The 19,065-nt window shown below is 70.5% G+C and carries 18 protein-coding genes and 5 tRNA genes; 15 read left to right on the top strand and 8 right to left on the bottom strand.

The features are described 5' to 3' along the window. Positions 1–32 precede the first annotated feature (32 nt). The 3 genes from ABT147_RS14215 to ABT147_RS14205 all read right to left on the bottom strand — a co-directional run bounded on the left by ABT147_RS14215 (position 33) and on the right by ABT147_RS14205 (position 291). Positions 33–104, bottom strand: a tRNA-Val gene (locus ABT147_RS14215). A gap of 1 nt (position 105) precedes the next feature. Next, a tRNA-Cys gene (locus ABT147_RS14210) sits at positions 106–179 on the bottom strand. 39 nt (positions 180–218) lie between these two features. Next, positions 219–291: transfer RNA gene (locus tag ABT147_RS14205), tRNA-Gly, on the bottom strand. Between the two features lie 157 nt (positions 292–448). On the opposite strand from ABT147_RS14205, the gene ABT147_RS14200 reads away from it, so the two are divergent. From ABT147_RS14200 to ABT147_RS14190, 3 genes are all read left to right on the top strand, one after another. Further along, positions 449–1,492 carry a chorismate-binding protein gene (locus tag ABT147_RS14200; RefSeq protein WP_351405506.1) on the top strand — a complete coding sequence of 348 codons (1,044 nt, stop codon included), beginning with the start codon at positions 449–451 and terminating at the stop codon, positions 1,490–1,492. Then, entirely contained in the window at positions 1,489–2,310 is an 822-nt protein-coding gene (locus tag ABT147_RS14195; protein ID WP_351405504.1) for an aminotransferase class IV, read from the top strand. Before ABT147_RS14200 ends, ABT147_RS14195 begins: the two co-directional genes overlap by 4 nt. A 65-nt stretch (positions 2,311–2,375) precedes the next feature. Beyond that, complete coding sequence (locus ABT147_RS14190; RefSeq protein ID WP_351405502.1) at positions 2,376–3,200, top strand: GNAT family N-acetyltransferase; 825 nt, start codon at positions 2,376–2,378, stop codon at positions 3,198–3,200. Positions 3,201–3,225: 25 nt separating this feature from the next. On the opposite strand, the gene ABT147_RS14185 is transcribed toward ABT147_RS14190, so the two are convergent. Further along, positions 3,226–3,744 (bottom strand): DsbA family protein, encoded by a 519-nt coding sequence (locus ABT147_RS14185; protein ID WP_351405500.1) that lies wholly within the window; start codon positions 3,742–3,744, stop codon positions 3,226–3,228. A 170-nt stretch (positions 3,745–3,914) separates the two neighbouring features. Between ABT147_RS14185 and ABT147_RS14180 the strand changes: the two genes are divergently transcribed. Both ABT147_RS14180 and ABT147_RS14175 read left to right on the top strand, forming a co-directional pair. Then, on the top strand, positions 3,915–4,370 hold the full coding sequence (locus ABT147_RS14180) for a hypothetical protein (protein ID WP_351405498.1): 456 nt from the start codon (positions 3,915–3,917) through the stop codon (positions 4,368–4,370). Positions 4,371–4,550: 180 nt separating this feature from the next. Next, on the top strand, positions 4,551–4,703 hold the full coding sequence (locus ABT147_RS14175) for a hypothetical protein (protein WP_351405495.1): 153 nt from the start codon (positions 4,551–4,553) through the stop codon (positions 4,701–4,703). 80 nt (positions 4,704–4,783) lie between these two features. On the opposite strand, the gene ABT147_RS14170 is transcribed toward ABT147_RS14175, so the two are convergent. Next, on the bottom strand, positions 4,784–5,344 hold the full coding sequence (locus ABT147_RS14170) for a CGNR zinc finger domain-containing protein (protein WP_351405493.1): 561 nt from the start codon (positions 5,342–5,344) through the stop codon (positions 4,784–4,786). 299 nt (positions 5,345–5,643) lie between these two features. Then, entirely contained in the window at positions 5,644–6,057 is a 414-nt protein-coding gene (locus tag ABT147_RS14165; protein ID WP_004002642.1) for an SsgA family sporulation/cell division regulator, read from the bottom strand. Between the two features lie 191 nt (positions 6,058–6,248). Here ABT147_RS14165 and ABT147_RS14160 point away from each other — a divergent pair, with 191 nt between their 5' ends. The 7 genes from ABT147_RS14160 to ABT147_RS14130 all read left to right on the top strand — a co-directional run bounded on the left by ABT147_RS14160 (position 6,249) and on the right by ABT147_RS14130 (position 14,142). Then, on the top strand, positions 6,249–6,740 hold the full coding sequence (locus ABT147_RS14160; RefSeq protein ID WP_351405630.1) for a TIGR02611 family protein: 492 nt from the start codon (positions 6,249–6,251) through the stop codon (positions 6,738–6,740). A 78-nt stretch (positions 6,741–6,818) separates the two neighbouring features. Next, positions 6,819–6,890, top strand: a tRNA-Val gene (locus tag ABT147_RS14155). Positions 6,891–7,429: 539 nt separating this feature from the next. Beyond that, positions 7,430–8,719 carry an ABC transporter substrate-binding protein gene (locus ABT147_RS14150; protein WP_351405491.1) on the top strand — a complete coding sequence of 430 codons (1,290 nt, stop codon included), beginning with the start codon at positions 7,430–7,432 and terminating at the stop codon, positions 8,717–8,719. Beyond that, positions 8,719–9,720: a carbohydrate ABC transporter permease gene (locus ABT147_RS14145; RefSeq protein ID WP_351405489.1), complete on the top strand. Its 1,002-nt coding sequence runs from the start codon at positions 8,719–8,721 to the stop codon at positions 9,718–9,720. The genes ABT147_RS14150 and ABT147_RS14145 overlap by 1 nt, the downstream gene beginning before the upstream one ends. Further along, positions 9,717–10,622 (top strand): carbohydrate ABC transporter permease, encoded by a 906-nt coding sequence (locus ABT147_RS14140; RefSeq protein ID WP_351405487.1) that lies wholly within the window; start codon positions 9,717–9,719, stop codon positions 10,620–10,622. The genes ABT147_RS14145 and ABT147_RS14140 overlap by 4 nt, the downstream gene beginning before the upstream one ends. Positions 10,623–10,633: 11 nt before the next feature. Further along, the gene (locus tag ABT147_RS14135; protein WP_351405485.1) at positions 10,634–11,239 is read left to right on the top strand and encodes a hypothetical protein; all 606 of its coding nucleotides are present in this window, start codon (positions 10,634–10,636) and stop codon (positions 11,237–11,239) included. Positions 11,240–11,394: 155 nt separating this feature from the next. Beyond that, on the top strand, positions 11,395–14,142 hold the full coding sequence (locus ABT147_RS14130; protein WP_351405483.1) for an exo-rhamnogalacturonan lyase family protein: 2,748 nt from the start codon (positions 11,395–11,397) through the stop codon (positions 14,140–14,142). A 108-nt stretch (positions 14,143–14,250) separates the two neighbouring features. On the opposite strand, the gene ABT147_RS14125 is transcribed toward ABT147_RS14130, so the two are convergent. Then, complete coding sequence (locus ABT147_RS14125; protein WP_351405481.1) at positions 14,251–16,677, bottom strand: SCO7613 C-terminal domain-containing membrane protein; 2,427 nt, start codon at positions 16,675–16,677, stop codon at positions 14,251–14,253. Between the two features lie 103 nt (positions 16,678–16,780). On the opposite strand from ABT147_RS14125, the gene ABT147_RS14120 reads away from it, so the two are divergent. Next, a complete protein-coding gene (locus tag ABT147_RS14120; protein ID WP_351405478.1) occupies positions 16,781–17,239 on the top strand; it encodes an SRPBCC family protein in 459 nt (152 codons plus the stop codon). A 39-nt stretch (positions 17,240–17,278) separates the two neighbouring features. Then, positions 17,279–17,350: transfer RNA gene (locus tag ABT147_RS14115), tRNA-Val, on the top strand. 61 nt (positions 17,351–17,411) lie between these two features. Here ABT147_RS14115 and ABT147_RS14110 read toward each other — a convergent pair. Beyond that, positions 17,412–18,137 carry a 3'-5' exonuclease gene (locus ABT147_RS14110; protein WP_351405476.1) on the bottom strand — a complete coding sequence of 242 codons (726 nt, stop codon included), beginning with the start codon at positions 18,135–18,137 and terminating at the stop codon, positions 17,412–17,414. A 168-nt stretch (positions 18,138–18,305) separates the two neighbouring features. On the opposite strand from ABT147_RS14110, the gene ABT147_RS14105 reads away from it, so the two are divergent. Beyond that, complete coding sequence (locus ABT147_RS14105) at positions 18,306–18,872, top strand: DUF4365 domain-containing protein (protein WP_351405473.1); 567 nt, start codon at positions 18,306–18,308, stop codon at positions 18,870–18,872. The last annotated feature ends 193 nt before the right edge of the window (positions 18,873–19,065 follow it).

The raw sequence follows: 19,065 nt of genomic DNA, 5'->3' as shown, positions 1-19,065 counted from the left end.
CTCGTACGGCTCCAGAAGCCAGAAGGCCTCAGTGGACGATACTGGGATTGAACCAGTGACCTCTTCCGTGTCAGGGAAGCGCTCTCCCGCTGAGCTAATCGTCCTTGGAGGTGGAGACGGGATTTGAACCCGTGTAGACGGCTTTGCAGGCCGTTGCCTCGCCTCTCGGCCACTCCACCAGGAGCGCGGGGGTCGCGTGGATCCCCCACTTTCCTGCGAGCGGACGACCAGGTTCGAACTGGCGACCTCAACCTTGGCAAGGTTGCGCTCTACCAACTGAGCTACGTCCGCTTGTCGGTTCCGGCCCGCTTCCGCGTCCCGGCGACGAGTTGAACTCTAGCGGATTCCGGGGCCAGCACAAAAACGCGTTTGTGCAGCGTGCTGCGGTGCGTCCAGTCCGAGACCCGTCCGGGGCCGCCCGCGGGGCACCCGTCCTAGACTCGACTGTGTGCCCGACCTCCCTCCGCTCGCCCGCTTCGGCGACCTCGTGGCCACCGGCCTCACCGATGTGACCAGCGACGCCACCGCCCTGGACTCCTCCGGCTTCTGGGCCGTGTGCGCGGACTACGAGGGCGGCCTGGTGTGCGCGCGCTTCGGTGACGTACGTCGCGAACCCGCGCCCGCTCCGGTGCCGGGGGAGTGGCACGGGCCGGGTGTCGGTGACTGGACGTCGTCCCTCGACCGCGCCGCGTACACGGCGGGCGTCCGTCGGATACGCGAGCACATCGCCACCGGCGAGGTGTACCAGGCGAACCTCTGCCGGGTGCTGTCCGCGCCCGTCGCCCCGGACGCAGATGTGGACGCGCTGACCGCGCTGCTGGCCCGAGGCAACCCGGCCCCCTTCGCAGGAACGATTCGCCTCCCGGCTCGCGGCGTCGAGATCGCCACCGCCTCCCCCGAACTCTTCCTGCGCCGCGACGGCCGGGTCGTCGAGTCGGGCCCGATCAAGGGCACCGGACGCACCGAGGCGGACCTCCTGGAGAAGGACTACGCCGAGAACGTCATGATCGTCGACCTGGTGCGCAACGATCTCGGACAGGTCTGCGCCACCGGCACCGTGACCGTGCCCGACCTCTGCGTCGTCGAGAAGCACCCCGGCCTGGTCCACCTCGTCTCGCTCGTCCGCGGCGAACTGCCCGAGGACGCCGGCTGGCCCGAGCTGATCGCCGCCGCCTTCCCGCCCGGCTCCGTCACCGGCGCGCCCAAGTCCAGCGCCCTGCGGATCATCGACGCCCTGGAGACCGCCCCGCGCGGCCCGTACACCGGCGGCATCGGCTGGGTGGACGCCGACCGGGGCACCGGAGAGCTGGCCGTCGGGATCCGTACCTTCTGGATCGACCGGGCGGCGGGCGAGCTGCGCTTCGGTACGGGCGCGGGCATCACCTGGGGGTCGGACCCCGAGGCCGAGTGGCGGGAGACCGAGCTGAAGGCCGCCAGACTGCTCGCGGTAGCGTCGGGAACGTACGAGGCGAGTGGGAGGACCCTTACGTGAAGATCTGGCTCGACGGCGGACTGCAGGACATCGACTCCGCCCGTGTCTCCGTCCTCGACCACGGACTGACCGTGGGCGACGGCGTCTTCGAGACCGCCAAGGCGGTCGACGGGCGGCCGTTCGCGCTGACCCGCCACCTCGACCGGCTGGCCCGCTCGGCACGCGGACTCGGCCTGCCCGAGCCCGACCTCGACGAGGTGCGCCGCGCCTGCTCCGCCGTCCTGGACGCCAACCCGGTGGCCTTCGGCCGACTGCGCATCACCTACACCGGCGGCGTCTCCCCGCTCGGCTCCGACCGCGGCGACCACGGCCCGACCCTCGTCGTCGCCCTCGGCGAGACCGTCCGGCGCGCCGACTCCACCGCCGCGATCACCGTCCCGTGGACCCGCAACGAGCGCGGCGCCCTCACCGGCCTGAAGACCACCTCGTACGCCGAGAACGTCGTCGCCCTCGCCCGCGCCCATGAACAGGGCGCCACCGAGGCGCTGTTCGCCAACACGGTCGGACAGCTCTGCGAGGGCACCGGCTCCAACGTCTTCGTCGTCCTCGACGGCGAGATCCACACCCCGCCGGTCGCCTCCGGCTGCCTCGCGGGCATCACCCGTGCCCTCGTCGTCGAGTGGACCGGCGCCCGCGAGACCGATCTGCCGCTGGACGTCCTGGACCGCGCCGACGAGGTCTTCCTGACGTCGAGCCTGCGCGACGTGCAGTCCGTGCACCGCGTCGACGCCCGCGCACTCTCCACCACCCCGGGCCCGGTGACGGCCAAGGCGATGCGGGTCTTCGACGAGCGCTCCGGCGCCGACCTCGATCCGTAGAGGCGGCTTCAAAAGCCGCCTTTATTGGGCTGCCCCGGCGGTCCGGAGCGGGTAGAACACCCCTGATGACCACCACCCTGCGGCCCATCGAGCCGCTTCAGCACGCCGCCGACGGGTCCCGTTCGCGCCGCTACCAGGTGTGCGTGAACAGCCGTCCCGTGGGGGAGATACACCTCGCCACGCGCCCCGACCCCGGGTCCACGGCCGCCCGCATCCTGCACCTGCGGATCGACGAACCGGACCGGCGGCGCGGCCGGGCCACCGTCGCCGCGCTCGCCGCCGAGGAGGTGGCCCGGTGCTGGGGCTGCCGGCGGATCGAGGTGTCCGTCCCGGCGGGTGCCGAGCCCGCGCTGCGGCTGACCCAGTCCCTCGGCTACGTCCTGCGCAACCGGAACATGCGCAAGACACTCGACGGCACCCCGCCCGAACTGCCCGAGGGCAGCCGCGGCCGGCCCATGACCGAGGCCGAGTACGGGCCGTGGAAGGACGCCGGGCTGGAGGGCTACGCGCAGGACCTGATCACCCGTGGCGTGCCCGAGGCGGAGGCGTACGCGCGGGCCGCCGAGGACTACGAGCGGTGTCTGCCGCAAGGACCGGCCTCCCCGGACAACCTGTGCAGCGTGCTGGAGCACGAGGGCACCAGAGTCGGCACCCTGTGGCTGTGGCTGACCGAGGACAGGGCCTTCGTGTACGACGTGGAGGCGGACGCCGCCCATCGGGGCAGGGGGCACGGCCGTACGCTCATGCTGCTGGCCGAGGCCCAGGCGGTGGCGGCCGGGAAGCCCGCCATCGCGCTCAACGTCTTCGCGGGCAACGTCCGGGCCGAATGCCTCTACGACTCGCTCGGCTACGAGACGACGGCCCACCATCTCTCCAAGCCCCTGCTCTGACGGCCGCCGGGAGGCGCCCGGTCGGTCAGGCGCCCCCGGCCAGCAGCCGGTCGGCGATCACCTCGATCCGCTCGCGCAGCCCCTCCTGGCTCTTGCCGCCGTCGAGGCGCTCGCCGCCGATGACATAGGTGGGGGTGCCCGTCACCCCGATCGCCTTGCCCTCGGCCTGGTCGGCGTCGACGATCAGGATGTGCCGGCCGTCGATCAGCGCGGTGTCGAACTCCTCGGCGTCCAGACCGAGTTCACGGGCCACCTCGACGAGGAACGGCTCGCCGGTCCGGCCCAGCTCCTCGACCCGCCCGAGCACGGCCTCGACGTACGGCCACGCCCGCCCCTGCTCCGCGGCCTCCTCGGCGGCCTGCGCGGCGGCGAATGCGTGCTTGTGCTTCTCCAGCGGGAAGTGCCGCAGCCGTACGTCGAGCCGGTCGCCGTAGCGGGCCCGCAGCGCGCGGAGGTCGGTCAGGGCGCCGCGGCAGTCGGGACACTGGAGTTCGCACCAGACGTCCAGGACGACGGCGGACGGCACGGGGGAGGAGTCGCTCATGGAGATCAGTCTCCCAGCTTCCCGGAAGTGGGGCCGACCCCGAGACGACCCCGAGACGACCCCGAGATGTTCCTGAGGTCTCCCTGGACCATGGCATATCGGACGGGTGGCGGTGCAGGATGGAAGGGACGGAACGAGACCGCCCGCCCGAGCACTGCCTGGAGGACCGGATGATCGCCGAGACAGTCTGTGCCGCCGTCGCCGCGGCAGGCCTGGGCATCGCCGCCATCACGGCGTATCGGAAGCGATTCCTCAGGGCGACTCGTATCGCCGCCTACTCCCTCGTGCCCCTCGGTCTGGTGATGACCGGGGTCGTCGAGTGGGTGGCCGACACCGCGTTCAGTCCGACCGCGTGGGCCGGCTTCGGTGTGCTCGGCGCCGCCTGGTTCCTGTTCATGACCACCCGCGCCGTGGAGCGCCGCCGCGGAGGCACCGGCAAGAACCGCAAGGAGGCCGAGGCGTCCCGCACCGAGGCGATAGCCCCGGCGGCCTCCGCGCCCTCGCTGGGCCGGGGTTCACGGCCGGCGGCCCGCCCGGCGGCGGCACCCCGGCCCGCCGATTCGGGGAAGTCCGGCGCGGACGACTTCAGCGACATCGAGGCGATCCTCAAGAAGCACGGGATCTGACCCGGAGAAGCACCGCGGTCGGCGCGCCGGCGCGCCTCGGACTGAAACGACACAGAAGGTCGGGCGGCGGCGCCGAAGTGATCACGTTCGCTCCGTACGTTGTGGATATTGGCGAACTCTCCGTCATTCCGGGTCGGTTGATCGCGCGGAGGGTCTCCGCTGCGTCATCATCGCGGCGAGATGCTGGACACAACACAGAGCGACACTGTCGTTCCACCACAGGAGCGGCGAGGTTGTCTCTTCGCGCTCTCACAGCCACCGCTGATGATCTTCCTAGCGGTGATCGGCTGCCTGCTGCTCATGGCGTCACTGCACGATCTGCTGATGCTCTGAGCCGTAAACGGAGCCCCTGACGTCACCCGTCGAGGGCTCCGTCAGTCCCCGTGCACCACCCTCGCCGCTCGCCGGCCGCCTCAGCCCGCCGCCTCCTTGCGGCGTGCCCGGTAGGCGGCCACATGCAGGCGGTTTCCGCAGGTGCGGCTGTCGCAGTAGCGGCGCGAGCGGTTGCGGGAGAGGTCGACGAAGGCGCGCCGGCAGTCGGGGGCCTCGCAGCGGCGCAGCCGCTCCTGCTCCCCGGCGACGACGAAGAAGGCGAGCGCCATGCCGCAGTCGGCCGAGAGATGGTCGGCGAGGGACGCGCCGGGCGCGAAGTAGTGCACATGCCAGTCGTAGCCGTCGTGATCGGTGAGCCGGGGCGTGGTGCCCGCCGCGGCGATCAGATCGTTGATGACCGAGGCGGCCGAGCCCGCGTCGGGGGCCGCGAAGACCTCCGCGAACCGGCCGCGGACCTTGCGCACGGCCGCGAGGTCGAACTCCGACAGCTCGCCGACATCGCTGACCTCGTGGTTCCGTACGAATTCGGCGAGTGCCGCGAGGGTCGCGAGACCGTCGGTCGCCGTGTCGTCGTCCGGCGCGGTGTTGACCAGATCCACCACGGCGTCGAGGGAACACCGGGTGTCGTGGGTGATCAGCACGTTTCGCTCCCTGGCCTGCGAGGGTCGGGCGGGCGCCCGCCGATGCTGGCCGATGGTAATCGCTCGACGAGGCGATGCACCGGTGTGGACCGGGCTGGAGCGCCCCTGGTACGAGCGGAACGGGCCAGGGGCCCGATTCGTGCCCGGAGGCCGTCGCGCTCGGTCACGACATGGCGACGCCGCCGCGCGGAGGTCCGCGACGACGGCGTCGTTGGGTCGGCCTGAAGCCGTATTCGGTTGTCTTGGCCCGAGCCGTCTCCCCGAGTGGACGGCGCCGGGCGGCTCTGTGGGGCCTCGCCCTAGCTTTCGGCCAGGATGTGCGAGAGCTCCTGATCGAGGTCGAAGTGCCGGTGCTCCGTGCCGGGTGGCACGGCGGCGTCTGTGCGCTTCAGGAAGGACTCCAGGGCCCGCGCCGGGGCTTCGAGAAGGGCTTCGCCCTCCGGGGAGCTCAGGGCGATGCACACGACGCCCTGACCGTGGCTGCGCGACGGCCAGACACGGACGTCGCCGGTGCCGGTGGGCCGGTGCAGGCCCTCGGCGAGGAGGTCGCGGGCGAACACCCATTCGACCGTTTCCTCTGCTCCGGTGTGGAAGGTGGCGTGCACGGCGTAGGGATCGGCCGTGTCATACCGCAGTCCCGCGGGAACAGGCAGTGAGGACTCGCTCGACACAACGAGGCGCAGGTGCAGCTCGCAGCTGACCGTGGTGTTCATAAGCGCCAAGGCCTTTCGCTCAGTGTGCGCTCGGGGATTCGCACGTCGGCGAAATCGACATGCCACCTACGGTGCCGTTGTAAACCCCTCTGGGAGTTTTGCGTCGCTTTTGGTAGCTCATCCGGCCGAGACCGTCTTCTGTGGGTACGACCATTCCGGTGACCGGTTTCTCTCCGGTAGGGTTTGGCCGTATGGACACGGGGAGTTACGGAACGGGGGAGGTCGCCGTGGCGGCCGACGGAACGAAGAGTGACACAAACGTAGCGAACAGTGAGGCCGATGTGGCCGAGAACGAGGCCGAGAAGGACGCGCGGCTCGGATCTCGTGCGCCGGAATTCGTCAAAGCGCGGCGGATGCTGCATCTGAGCTGGCAGGTGGCCATCTTCATCGTCGGGCTCGCGGTGGTGGTCGCGGGCGTGATCATGCTGCCGCTGCCCGGCCCGGGCTGGCTCGTGATCTTCGGCGGCATGGCGATCTGGGCGACCGAGTTCGTCTGGGCCCAGCTGGTGCTCCGCTGGACCAAGCGGAAGGTCACGGAGGCCACCGAGCGCGCCCTCGATCCGAAGGTCCGGCGCCGCAACATCATTCTGACGACGATCGGCCTGGTGATCGTGGCCGTTCTCGTCGGTGTCTACGTCTGGAAGTTCGGCCTCGAGATGCCCTGGAACATCAAGGACCAGTGAGCCCGGCCGGGCGGCCCGGGGGCTTTCGAAGGTGGTCGTAGGCGACCCCTGACATGGGGTAATGTTCTCTCTGCGTCCGGGCGATTAGCTCAGTGGGAGAGCGCTTCGTTCACACCGAAGAGGTCACTGGTTCGAACCCAGTATCGCCCACCGGATGATGACGACCCGGTCCACGGTTTCCGTGGACCGGGTCGTTTTCGTCGTGGGCGCACGAAGGTGTTCGGGGGTGCCGGCCGAGCCGTGCGGCTCCCGGAGGGCCGGTGATCGGCGAAGGGCGGCGGTGGTCGCGCGGGGCTGAGATGACGCTTCCGGCTCCGGCTCCCGAACGGCCGGATCCGGTGCTTCACCGCCCTCGCGGGGGACTCGCTCCCGGGCCGCCCGCCGTGCTCCGGAGGGGGCTCGGCGCGAGGTGCCGGGTGTCGCCCCACTGACTCCTTTCAGTCTCGTCCGGCAGGTGCCAGGCGGCCCCTGGCGCGTTCGACCCGTCGACCGCAACTCCCTTACCTGGGCTTTCGGTTGACCGGCTGTCAGCTGCGACGTCGGCTCGCCCGGTGCGGCGGCGACCCCGCTTTCCATCAATTCCTGTCCGAATCATTGACGTCTCCTGAGGGTCTCCGTACCTTGTGCCAGCAAGCGCTTACTTGAAACGATTCATGGCGCGGGACTCGGCGTCGCGGGGAGGCTCAACCATGCAGCAAAACAGGAACGTTGAGAGGCGAACGGTCCTCAAGGCGGCGGGAGCCTCATTGGCCGTCGCGGGACTGGGGGCGACGGCCACGGCCTGTGGCGGCGGCAGCGGCTCGGGGGACGGGACGGTGACGATCCGTTACGCGTGGTGGGGCGCCGAGGACCGCGCGGAGCGCATCAAGAAGACCATCGCGCTTTTCGAGAAGAAGTACCCGAAGATCAAGGTGAAGACGGACTTCCAGGTCTACACCGACTTCTGGAAGAAGTTCAACACCCAGGCTTCCGGTGGAAATCCGCCGGACGTCTTCCAGAATGCCGTCGGGTTCCTGCGGAAATACGACGCGAAGAATGTCCTGCTCGATCTCAGCGCACAGGTCGAGGCCGGCAACCTCTCGATGGACGGCTTCAGAGCGGGCCTGGAGAAGTTCGGCGAGGTCGACGGAAAACTGCTCGGGGTCCCGGTCGGCTCCAACTCGATGGCCCTGGTCATCGACAAGCCCGTCTACACCAAGTCCGGTGTGAAGCCGGAGCAGGGCTGGACGTGGGACGACTTCGACGCGGCGATGAAGAAGATCCGGGAGAAGGCGGGCCGCGCCGGCGACAGCGGCATGTACGGGGTCATGTACCTCTACGACCTCTACCTGCGCCAGAACGGCAAGGCGTTCTTCACCGAGGACGGGCTCGGCTTCACCGAGGCGGATCTGAAGGCCTGGTGGACGAAGGCCGAGAAGGGCATCGAGGAAGGCATCTTCGCCGACCCCAAGAAGGTCGCCCAGATCAAGCCCAAGTCGGCCGTCGCCGCGGAACTCGCCGCCGGTGAGTTCACCTGGGACAACTTCACCGTCCGCTACACCTCCGAGGGCAAGAGCGAGTACGGCCTGGCGCCCATCCCGACCACGGACGGCAAGAAGACCGGCCAGTACCTCGGCTCCCTGATGCTCAGCGCGTCCAAGCGCACCCAGCATCCCAAGGAGGTCGCCCAGTTCATCGACTTCATGGTGCACGAGCCCGAGGTCGCCAAGATCATGGGCTACGACCGGGGTGTGCCCGCGACACAGGCCCAGTACGACGCGTTCCAGCCGACCGACCCGGTCAACAAGGCGATCGCCGCGTACGAGGAGTCCCTCGTCGAGGCGGGCGTCCTGGAGCCCATCACCCCGCATCCGAACGGCGCGGACATCTGCGAGGCCGGGTTCATGCGCATCGCCGAGGAGCTCGCCATGGGCAAGCGGTCGGTGGACGACGCCGTCAAGCAGTTCTTCACCGAGTCGAAGACGGCTCTCGGCAGCTGATGGGAACCGCCGTGACACACGCCCCTGCGATGGAGGACCTGACCAAGGACTCCGAGCCGCGGCACCGTCCGGCCAAGTCTCCCCGCCCCGCCGCGCTCAAGCGGCGGGGCCGCCGGGAGACCCTGGCCGGCTATCTCTTCATGTCCCCGTGGATCGCCGGGTTCCTGCTGCTGACGGCGGGCCCGATGGCGGCCTCGCTCTACTTCGCCTTCACCGACTACAACCTGTTCGACGCGCCCCGCTGGATCGGCCTCGACAACTTCTCCGAGATGTTCGCCGATCCACGCTGGCGGCATTCGGTGCGGGTGACGCTCTGGTACGTCGTCGTCGGTACGCCGATCAAGCTGCTCGCGGCCCTCGGTGTGGCGCTGCTCCTGGCCCAGAAGCGGCGCGGGCAGGCCTTCTACCGGGCCGCCTTCTACGCGCCGTCGCTGATCGGGGCCAGTGTCTCCATCGCGATCGTCTGGAAGGCCATCTTCTCCGACGACGCGATCGTCGACCGTACGCAGAAGATCTTCGGGATCGACGTCGGCGGCTGGACCGGCGACCCGGACATGATCATCTACAGCCTGGTGGCGCTCACCGTCTGGCAGTTCGGCGCTCCCATGGTCATCTTCCTGGCCGGTCTCAAGCAGGTCCCGCGCGAGCTGTACGAGGCGGCCGAGGTCGACGGGGCGGGTACCTTCCGGCGGTTCTGGAGCATCACCCTGCCGATGATCTCCCCGGTCCTCTTCTTCAACGTGCTGCTGGAGACGATCCACTCCTTCCAGATCTTCAGCTCGGCGTACATCGTCGGCGGCGGCGCCGGAGGCAATGCCTGCGGTCCGGCGGACGGTTCGATGGTCTACACCTGTTATCTGTACGTCCAGGGCTTCGAGAACAGCCGGATGGGCCTGGCCTCCGCGATGGCCTGGATGCTGCTGGTCGCGGTCGCCCTGGTGACGGCGGTGCTGTTCTGGTCCCAGAAGCGCTGGGTGCACTACGAGGAGGGTGCCCGATGAGCGCACAGGCCACCGAGATCACCCCGGCCCAGGCACCGGCCCCGTCCGCGAAAGCCGGTGCCCTCCGGCGCAAGTTGCCCGGCTCCCTCGCCTGGCACCTGGGGTCCCTCGCCATCCTCGCGGTGATCCTCTACCCGGTGATCTGGGTCATCGGCGGCTCGTTCAAGAGGAGCGAGGAGGTCATCGGCAGCCTGGACCTCTTCCCGACCGACCCGATCGTCTCGAACTACACGAGCCTCGCCGACGGCATCGCGGACATCTCGATCTCCACGTTCTTCCTCAACTCGCTCTTCCTCGCAGTCGGCTCGGTGATCGGGATCCTGGTGTCCTGCTCACTGACCGCCTACGCCTTCGCGAAGATCAAATTCGCGGGCCGCAATCTGCTCTTCACCCTGATGATCGGCACGCTCCTGCTGCCCTACCACGTGCTGCTGATCCCGCAGTACGTGCTGTTCCGCAACATGGACATGATCAACACTTACACCCCGCTGCTGCTGCCGAAGTACCTGGCCACGGAGGCGTTCTTCGTCTTCCTCATGGTGCAGTTCATGCGGAACCTGCCCAAGGAACTGGACGAGGCGGCCCGGCTCGACGGCTGCGGGCACTTCCGGATCTACTGGTCGATCGTGCTGCCGCTGTGCCGGCCGGCGCTCATCACCAGCGCGATCTTCACCTTCATCAACGCCTGGAACGACTTCATGGGCCCGTTGATCTATCTGAACGAGCCCGACAAGTACACCGTCTCGCTCGGGCTGAAGATGTTCGTGGACCAGGACGCCGTGGCCAACTACGGCGGCATGATCGCGATGTCGCTGGTGGCGCTGCTGCCGGTGCTCGCGTTCTTCCTCGCCTTCCAGCGCTATCTGATCGACGGTATGGCCACCTCGGGACTGAAGGGCTGAGGTGAGCTGACATGGCCCAGGCCCCTGCCCGCGCGAAGGACGCCGCACCCCGTGGGGAGTCGGTGCTCGCCGAGCGGTTCGCGCTGTTCGCCGAGTGTCTGCTCACCGGGGTGTGGATCGCGCTGGCCTCGCTGCCGCTGGTGACGTACCCCGCCGCGTTCGCCGCCGGCTCCCGGCATCTGAGGCGTCGTACGGCTCATGAGGCAGGGGGCTGGCGGGAGTTCGTGGCCGACTTCCGGACGGCGGTGCGCGGTGGCTGGCTCGTCGGGCTCGCCGGATGGGCGGCGCTCGCGGCGGTCTGGGTGGACGTCCAGGCCGTACGCGCCGGGATTCCGGGCGGGCCGCTCGTCGGCGCGATCGGGGTGCTCGCGCTGATCGGTGCCGTCGTCGCGGGACTGCGCGCGGCGGCGGTCTGGCGGCCCGGCACCACCTGGCGGGCCCTGCTCGGCGCGGCCGGACGGCGGACCGTGCTGGACCCCGCCGGCTCCTTTCTGCTCGTCGGCGGACTGGCCGTGGTGGTCTGCTCCGCCTGGTTCGTCGCGCCGCTGGCGGTCCCGGTCCTCGGGGCCGTCGCGGCGGCGGCCGTCGCCGTGGAGGAACGGCACCGGCGCCGCTGACCCGAGCGGCGTCCACCGGGTCGGCGCTCCCGGAGCCGCCGCCCCCCTCTCTGTCATGCCCCTGACCACCTCATCTCCTTGCCACCCCATTCCCCCGACCGCTCCATGCTCCTGACCACCCGCACGCATGACTTCCCGTACGGAAAGGAAAGGCCATGTCCCCCATCGACCGCAGGTCCCTTCTCAAGGCGGCCGCCGTCGCCGGAGCCGCCGCACAGTTCAGCTGGGCGCTAGGGAGTTCGAACGCGCAGGCCGCGCCCGGAGCCGAAGCCGCGGAGGCGGAACCGGTGGCCCTGGACTGGCTGGAGGACGGTGGGCTCGGCGCCGCTCCGGGGTCGACGGTGGGGGTGCCGTGGCCGAAGGGCGCGTACGAAAAAGAACAGTCGTTTTCTTTGACCGATGCCGATGGCAAGGCCGTGCCGGTGCAGTCGTGGCCCATCGGCTACTGGCCCGACGGCTCCGTGAAGTGGACCGCCCACGCGGTGGGCCCGGGCGCCGGCTCGGGCAAGCTCACCCTCGCCGCGGGCACGCCCGCCGCGCCGGCGAAGAAGGTCACCGTCGACAAGAGCGGCGGCACGATCGACGTCTCGACCGGTGTCATCACCGCGAAGATCGGCAAGTCCGGCTCCACTCTCGTGAAGTCCGTGCGGCGCGGCTCCACCGAGATCGCCCACACCGGCCGGCTGGTCCTGCTGCGCCAGCCGGAGATCGAGGACGGCGACCAGGGCGCGGAGAAGTACGAGCGGTTCGAGAGCGTCATCGGTGAGGTCGAGGTCGAGCAGGACGGGCCGGTGCGTGCCGTGGTCCGTATCGACGGCAAGCACCGCAAGGGCAGCAGGAGTTGGCTGCCCTTCTCGATCCGGCTGTACTTCTACGCGGGCGCGGAGTCGTTCCGCATGGTGCACACCATCACCTTCGACGGCACCCAGGAACCCGGAAAGGCCAGCGGCGACTTCATCCGGGGCATCGGCGTCCGCTTCAAGGTCCCGATGCGCGACGCCGCGTACGACCGGCACATCCGGATCGGCGGTGAGGGCACGGGGCTGCTGCGCGAGGCCGTCAAGGGCGTCACCGGACTGCGGCGCGACCCGGGAGCGGCGGTGCGTACGGCCCAGTTCGAGGGGAAGAAGCTGCCTGACCCGTCGACGTGGGACCAGCGCGTGACGACCCGTCTGCAGTACATCCCCGAGTGGGGCGACTACACGCTCTCGCAGCTGTCCGCCGACGGGTTCGGTGTCCGCAAGCGCACCAAGAAGGGCCACGGCTGGATCCCGGCCGGCGGGGGCCGGCGGGCGAGCGGCTTCGGGTACGTCGGCGGCGCGTCCGGGGGCTTCGCCTTCGGGTTGCGGGACTTCTGGGAGAAGTTCCCCGCCCAGCTCGACATCCGCGACGCCCACACCGACACCGCCGAGGTCACCCTCTGGCTCTGGTCGCCCGAGGCACAGCCCATGGACCTGCGCTTCTACCACGACGGCATGGGCCAGGACACCTACCCCGAACAGCTCGAAGGCCTCAACATCACCTACGAGGACTACGAGCCCGAGTTCGGCACGCCCTACGGCATCGCCCGCACCAGCGAACTCCTCTTCTGGGCCCACGAGTCCACCCCGAACGCCGAGGACATGGCCCATCAGGTCGAGGCCGTCCGCACCCCGCCGCAGCTCGCCGCCCCGCCCAAGCAGCTCATCAAGGCCGGTGTCTTCGGCCGGCTGTTCGCCGAGCCGGACCGCTCCACCGCCGCCAAGGCGAAGATCGAGGACCACCTCGACTTCCTCTTCACCTACTACAAGGACCAGGTGGAGATGCGCCGGTGGTACGGCTTCTGGGACTACGGCGACATCATGCACAGCTACGACCCCAGCCGCCACCAGTGGTGCTACGACGTCGGCGGCTACGCCTGGGACAACTCCGAGCTCTCGCCCGACCTGTGGCTGTGGTTCGCGTACATGCGCTCCGGGCGCGCGGACATCTTCCGCTTCGCCGAGGCGATGACCCGGCACACCGGTGAGGTCGACGTCTACCACCTCGGGAAGTGGGCGGGTCTCGGCACCCGGCACGGCGTCCAGCACTACGCCGACAGCGCCAAGCAGCAGCGGATCGCCAACACCACGTACCGCCGCTACTACTACTTCCTCACCGCCGACGAGCGGGTCGGCGACCTCATGCACGCCAACGTCGACTCCGACGAGACGTTCCTCGTCCTCGACCCCATCCGCAAGATCCGCACCGAGCCGTACACCCCCGACCGCAACGCCCTGTCGATCGGCTTCGGCACCGACTGGTCCGGGCTGGTGTCCGCGTGGCTGACCGAGTGGGAGCGGCGCGGGCCCAAGTGGGAGAAGGCCAAGGCCCGGGTGCTGTCGACCATGGAGACGATCGCGGCCCAGCCCAACGGCTTCGTCCAGGGCAACGCGCTCTACGACCTGGACACCGGCAAGTTCGCCGTCGCCACCGAGGCCAGGGTCGGAGTCTCGCACCTGTCGGCGATGTTCGGCCTGGTCGAGCTGAACGCCGAACTCCTCGACCAGATCGACATGCCCAGGTTCAAGGAGGCCTGGCTCGACTACTGCCGCTACTTCAACGCGACCAAGGCGGAGCAGGCGGCGCGCTACGGCTCCAACTTCGGGAGCCTGCTGCTCTTCCAGGGCCACTCGCGGCAGGACGCGTACGCGGCGGTGCAACTGGGCGACGACAAGCTGGCGGCGCGGGCGTGGCGGCAGTTCTACAACAGCGCCGACACCTGGGACTACAAGGAGTCGACCGACTGGTCCACGAAGAAGATCGAGGGGCCGACGGGGCTGGTGCCGGGCAGCGAGGCGGCGTGGGTGTCGACCAACGCGACGGCGCTGTACGGGCTGGCGGCCATCCAGAACCTCGCTCTGGTGGGCGACAAGATGCCGTGACGCTCCGCTGGGGGAGCCGGGGGGAATGGGGGTGCCTTGGCGTTGTGGGGAACTGCGGGTCCGTCGTGGCTGGTCGCGCAGTTCCCCGCGCCCCTGACGGGGCGCGCCTCAGCTCAGCTTTCCGAGCATGTCCCGCACGCGGCGCGCGTCCCGCAGGCGCTGTTCGTACGTGGCGCCGGCCGCGAGGAGTGTCACGCCGGCGAGTGCGGGAGGTACCCAGCGGGGGAGGGCGTCCACGACCTGGGCGATGTACGGGGCCAGTTCGTGCAGGGTGACCAGGGTGAGTGCGGCGCCGCCGAGGAGGAGTGGGGCCTGGAGGCGGTGGCGGGCGCCCAAGAGGGTGATCGCCAGGGCGGCGGCGCCCAGCAGCAGGGGGCGGAGCCAGTGTGTGTCGCCCCAGGCCGCGAGGAGGCTCGGGGCGAGGGTGACGGCGAGCCCGGGGCCGTACGCCGTCCAGGACGAGGCCGTCAGGTCCCGGCGTCGGCGCAGGTGGCCCACGACGAGGGCCGGGACGGTCACCGGCAGGGTGTAGGCCTCCGGGGACCCGACCTCCCAGGCCGCCAGCCGTACCCAGGAGGCCAGCACGAAGAGGGCGGCGGCCGCGTAGCCGAGGTGCCGCCGGTCAGGCCGTACCGCCGTGGCCGTGGCGATGACTCCGCAGAGCGCGAGGGTCAGGGCCAGCAGGGGCGGGTGTACGGCGGAGAGGGCGATGGCCAGGAGGCCGGCCGCGGCGCCGGTCGCCTCGACCGGAATGGTCATGGGCGAGTCGCCGAGGCGGGCCGCGAGCAGGGCGGCGATGGCCGGGACCGTGAGGACGAGCAGGGCCGTGTGCTGCGGCTCCCAGCCGGCGGAGGCACCGATCGCGCAGGTCAGGGCGGTGGCGCAGACGAGAGCGGCGGGTGCCGTGAGGGGGCCGAGGCCCGTGCGCGGGGCCGCTGCCGCGAACAGGACGGTCGAGGCGGCGAGGACGGTGAGGGTCGCCGGTTCGGCGGCGAGGGAGTGGAGGGCCAGGCTCAGGGAGGTGGCGAGGGCCAGGAGGGTGGCGGTGAGGGGCAGGGGTGCCTGGAAGCGCTGGGGCTCCGGTGACCGTACGGCAGCGGCGAAGCCCAGCGTGACCGTCACCAGGAGGCCCTGTGTCACCAGCCCGGCCGTGTACGGCAGTTCGAGGGTCGCGGGGAGCACCAGGGCCGTCGCCCAGGTCAGGACGAGAGTGCCGACCAGGGCCGGGACGCGCCAGGAGACGGTGCGGGCGGCCAGGGCCAGCACCCCGGCGACGAGGGCGAGGACGAGGGGCACGGTCGCAGTGTTCGGGGGCCACGGCGCGTCGAGCGTCACCGCCGCGCGGGCGTCCGCGGGCGCGCCGGACCAGATCCGCTCGATCCAGCCGACCGGGCCCAACAGCGCGATGAGCAGCGTCGGCACGGTGGTGGCCAGGGCCAGGCCCTGGACGGCCGCGGACGCGTGGGCGAGGCCTCGGCGCACGGGCTCGGGGGCCGGTGTCCGTACGGCTGTCAGCAGGGCGATCCCGCAGAGGAGATAGCCGGGGACCGTCCACACGTCGGGCAGGACCGACCGCGCGATCCCGCCGAGGCCCGCCACCGCGAGGAGTCCGCCGGTGAGGGCGGTGCCGAGGGACAGGGCCGGTTTCGGGGCGAGCCCCGCCGTCGTGAGGGCGATCGCCGCGGCGAGGGCGAGGAGCGCCGCCGCACGGGCGGCGGCGCCCGGGCCGACGGCGGCCCACGAGAGCCACCCGGCCGCCAGTACACCCCAGGCACCCCAGCCGAACGCGCCGACCATGGCGACGATCCGTACCGGCTCGACGGGCACCCGGAGCGCGATCGCGGTGTCGGCCGCCGCTGTCACCAGCAGCACGGCCGTGACCGTCTCCACGCCCGCGTTCATCGCGAACGACCAGAGGAGGAGCGGGAGTTGCGCGGCGACCAGGGCGAGGGGGAGGGGCAGGCGGAGCGGGGTGCGGGCGATCGCCGGCCGGTTTCCCGCGTCCGCCGAGGGCATCAGCGCGCCGAGGCTCGTCCCGTACGCCGTCCACATCACCGCCAGCACCGCCGACGAGGCCGCCGCGTAGCCCATGCCGTCCGCGCCGGTGAACGCGACCTCGTACAGGGCGTACGCGTCGAGGACCGTCAGGGCGAGGCCGAGACCGGACACCGCCTCGGCGGTCGAGCGCAGGCCGCGCCTGAGGAGCGGCACGGGAGCGCCGAGCGCGGCCACGGTCACCGCGCCGAGGACCAGGGCCCGGCCCGCGATTCCCAGATGTCCCCAGCTGACCAGCGTGAACGCGACCGCCGCGACGGTCAGCAGGACACCGCCGAGGATCAGCAGCACGTTCTGCACGCTCGGCGCCGTCGCCTCGGGGCGCCGCACGGGCGGTGCGGTGGGCGCGGGCGTCGCCGCGTACAGGGCGTGGACCAGCCAGGCGCGTCGTGCCAGCAGGAAGCCGCGGCGGGCGTCGAGTTGCCGCAGCTCGGCGTCGAGGACCCGCAACTCCTCGGCAGGGGACGGAAAATGCGTCATGCCCCGGAGTGTGGTCCGCGTCACGCCCGACGACATGAGTGCGGGTACTCAGGGATGTACTCAGATCCCGCCCGGACCCGCCCTGAGCGGGCAGAATCCGACCATGGACTGGTGCCACTACCGCTTCCGCAGCCGCTGGACCCTGCCCGCGCCGCCCGCCGCCGTGTACGACGTGCTCCAGCGGGCCGACGACTATCCGCACTGGTGGCCGCAGGTCCGCGAGGTGACCCGGATCGACGACACCACCGGCACCCTCCGGATCCGCTCGGTCCTGCCGTACGACCTCGTCTTCACCGCGCGGGAGGTACGGCGCGACGCGGCGGCCGGGATCCTGGAGATCGCGATGACCGGCGACCTGGACGGCTGGGTCCGCTGGACGCTCACCGCCGACGGGACCGGCACCCTCGCCCGCTACGACCAGGAGGCCGATGTCACCAAGCCCCTGCTGAGACGGTTCGCCGTACCGGGGCGGCCCGTGTTCCGCGCCAACCACGCGCTGATGATGCGGGCAGGACGACGCGGACTCCTCGCGTACCTCGCGGCCCAGGGGCAAGCGGTTTGAACCAGACCCGTGGGGACCTGTATTGTTCAGTCCGTTCCCGGGCGATTAGCTCAGTGGGAGAGCGCTTCGTTCACACCGAAGAGGTCACTGGTTCGAACCCAGTATCGCCCACCGGGTAAAGGGCCGGTCCGCAACCGCGGACCGGCTTTCTTCATGTCCCGTGCCGACACGCTCAGGCCGCCGCCGGCATGTCCGGGCGCAGCGGCCACGCAGGATCCACCGCCTCCTCCGTACCGCTGCGCGCGAACCAGGCCTGCAGCCCGCGGGCCTGCGCCGCGTGCCACACGGCCTGCAGGGTGTGCAGTTCGGCGGGGGAGAGCCGGGCGAGCCGGGTCGTGAAGCGGCGCCCCACCGCGCGTACGACGTCCATCGCCGCCTGCGCGTCGGCCGCCGCGTCGTGCGCGCCGTCCAGAACGACCTCGTAGTGCGCGCACAGATCGGTGAGCGTGCGTCGGCCCTTGCGATAGCGGTCCAGATGCTTGTCCAGGACCCGTGGATCGAGGACCCGCAACGGCGTGGTCTCGAACCAGTGGTCCAGCGACGAGGCGCGATGCCGCCGCAACTCACGGTCCAGCATGGTCAGATCGAACGGCGCGTTCATGACCACCAGCGGACGGCCGCGCACCGCCTGCTCGGCCAGCGCCCTGGCTATCTCCTCCATCACCGGCGCCGGCCAGCGGCCGTCGCGCTGCAACTGTTCGTCCGTCAGCCCGTGCACCGCCGTCGCCGCGGCGGGCACCGGCACACCAGGGTTCACCAGCCACCGGGTCACCCGGGGGCGGGTGCCGGGCGCGTCCTGGACGACGACGGCGGCCGACACGATCCGGTCGGTCTCGACGTCCACACCCGTGGTCTCCGTGTCGAACGCCGCCAAGGGCCCCTCGTACCAACACGTCATGCGTATACAACTCCTCGTTCACCCACGGCAGCTGACGTCCCGTCTTCTGCCAGTTTGGTGATACCCGGGCTGTTTGCGCCGTACGCCGGAAGGAGACAACAGAAGTACGGGTCACCGCAGTTCAGGGGCTCGGCACGGCGAAACATCCGTAGGGGAAGGCTGTTGGTCATGGCCATAGCGCAGCCCGAGCGGGGCGGGCTGCTGCCCGAGCACGCGGCATCGCAGCGCGGCTCCCTCGCCACCACCGCCTGCATGGAGACCCTGCAGGTGGGCTATCTGCACGCGGTGGCAGCCGCGGCCGGCTGCTCGCTCTCCCAGCCCTTTCCGGACAACGGCATCGACTGGCACGTCAGCCACGGCTCGCCCGGCCACACCGTCGACGACGAAGTCACCATCAAGGTGCAGCTCAAGGCCACCTACCAGCTCGCCCCCAACCCTCCGGGCCGGTTCTTCTCCTTCACACTCGACAACCAGCACCTGGCGAAGCTCGCCCGCACACCCGTCTCGGTGCACAAGATCCTGGTCGTGATGATCGTCCCCAGATCGCAGGAGCAGTGGCTGCGCGCCGGCCACGACCGGCTCGACCTGCGGCACTGCTGCTACTGGATCAACCTGGCCGGACACCCGATCACCGGCCGGCACCGCACCACCGTGCGCATACCGACCTCGCGCATCTTCGACGACCGAGCGCTCTGCGAGATCATGACGCGGGTCGGAACGGGAGGCAGACCGTGACCCACGGCCCCATCGACGACGGCTCCGGCCCACGCCCCTACGACGGGGGACCCGGCCGACAGCCCTACGACGACGCGTCCGGCCGACGCCCGCACCGCGCGGACACCTCCGGCCGACGCCCCTACGCCGAGGACGGGCCCCTGAGCCGTTCCCGCGGCGGTGAGGGCGGCCCGACGCGTCACGCCCAGGGAGA

This window comes from Streptomyces sp. NPDC001868, from assembly GCF_040297125.1.
Lineage (GTDB): Bacteria > Actinomycetota > Actinomycetes > Streptomycetales > Streptomycetaceae > Streptomyces.
This window is presented reverse-complemented; position numbering and strand designations above follow the sequence as displayed.

Excerpts from the sequence above, each read along its gene's own strand:
- ABT147_RS14120 (WP_351405478.1), top strand. The coding sequence starts at position 16,781 with ATGGACTGGTGCCACTACCGCTTCCGCAGCCGCTGGACCCTGCCCGCG.
- ABT147_RS14140 (WP_351405487.1), top strand. The coding sequence starts at position 9,717 with ATGAGCGCACAGGCCACCGAGATCACCCCGGCCCAGGCACCGGCCCCG.
- ABT147_RS14145 (WP_351405489.1), top strand. The coding sequence starts at position 8,719 with ATGGGAACCGCCGTGACACACGCCCCTGCGATGGAGGACCTGACCAAG.
- ABT147_RS14175 (WP_351405495.1), top strand. The coding sequence starts at position 4,551 with ATGCTGGACACAACACAGAGCGACACTGTCGTTCCACCACAGGAGCGG.
- ABT147_RS14160 (WP_351405630.1), top strand. The coding sequence starts at position 6,249 with ATGGACACGGGGAGTTACGGAACGGGGGAGGTCGCCGTGGCGGCCGAC.
- ABT147_RS14135 (WP_351405485.1), top strand. The coding sequence starts at position 10,634 with ATGGCCCAGGCCCCTGCCCGCGCGAAGGACGCCGCACCCCGTGGGGAG.
- ABT147_RS14130 (WP_351405483.1), top strand. The coding sequence starts at position 11,395 with ATGTCCCCCATCGACCGCAGGTCCCTTCTCAAGGCGGCCGCCGTCGCC.
- ABT147_RS14150 (WP_351405491.1), top strand. The coding sequence starts at position 7,430 with ATGCAGCAAAACAGGAACGTTGAGAGGCGAACGGTCCTCAAGGCGGCG.
- ABT147_RS14180 (WP_351405498.1), top strand. The coding sequence starts at position 3,915 with ATGATCGCCGAGACAGTCTGTGCCGCCGTCGCCGCGGCAGGCCTGGGC.
- ABT147_RS14105 (WP_351405473.1), top strand. The coding sequence starts at position 18,306 with ATGGCCATAGCGCAGCCCGAGCGGGGCGGGCTGCTGCCCGAGCACGCG.
- ABT147_RS14185 (WP_351405500.1), bottom strand. The coding sequence starts at position 3,744 with ATGAGCGACTCCTCCCCCGTGCCGTCCGCCGTCGTCCTGGACGTCTGG.
- ABT147_RS14165 (WP_004002642.1), bottom strand. The coding sequence starts at position 6,057 with ATGAACACCACGGTCAGCTGCGAGCTGCACCTGCGCCTCGTTGTGTCG.
- ABT147_RS14125 (WP_351405481.1), bottom strand. The coding sequence starts at position 16,677 with ATGACGCATTTTCCGTCCCCTGCCGAGGAGTTGCGGGTCCTCGACGCC.
- ABT147_RS14190 (WP_351405502.1), top strand. The coding sequence starts at position 2,376 with ATGACCACCACCCTGCGGCCCATCGAGCCGCTTCAGCACGCCGCCGAC.
- ABT147_RS14110 (WP_351405476.1), bottom strand. The coding sequence starts at position 18,137 with ATGACGTGTTGGTACGAGGGGCCCTTGGCGGCGTTCGACACGGAGACC.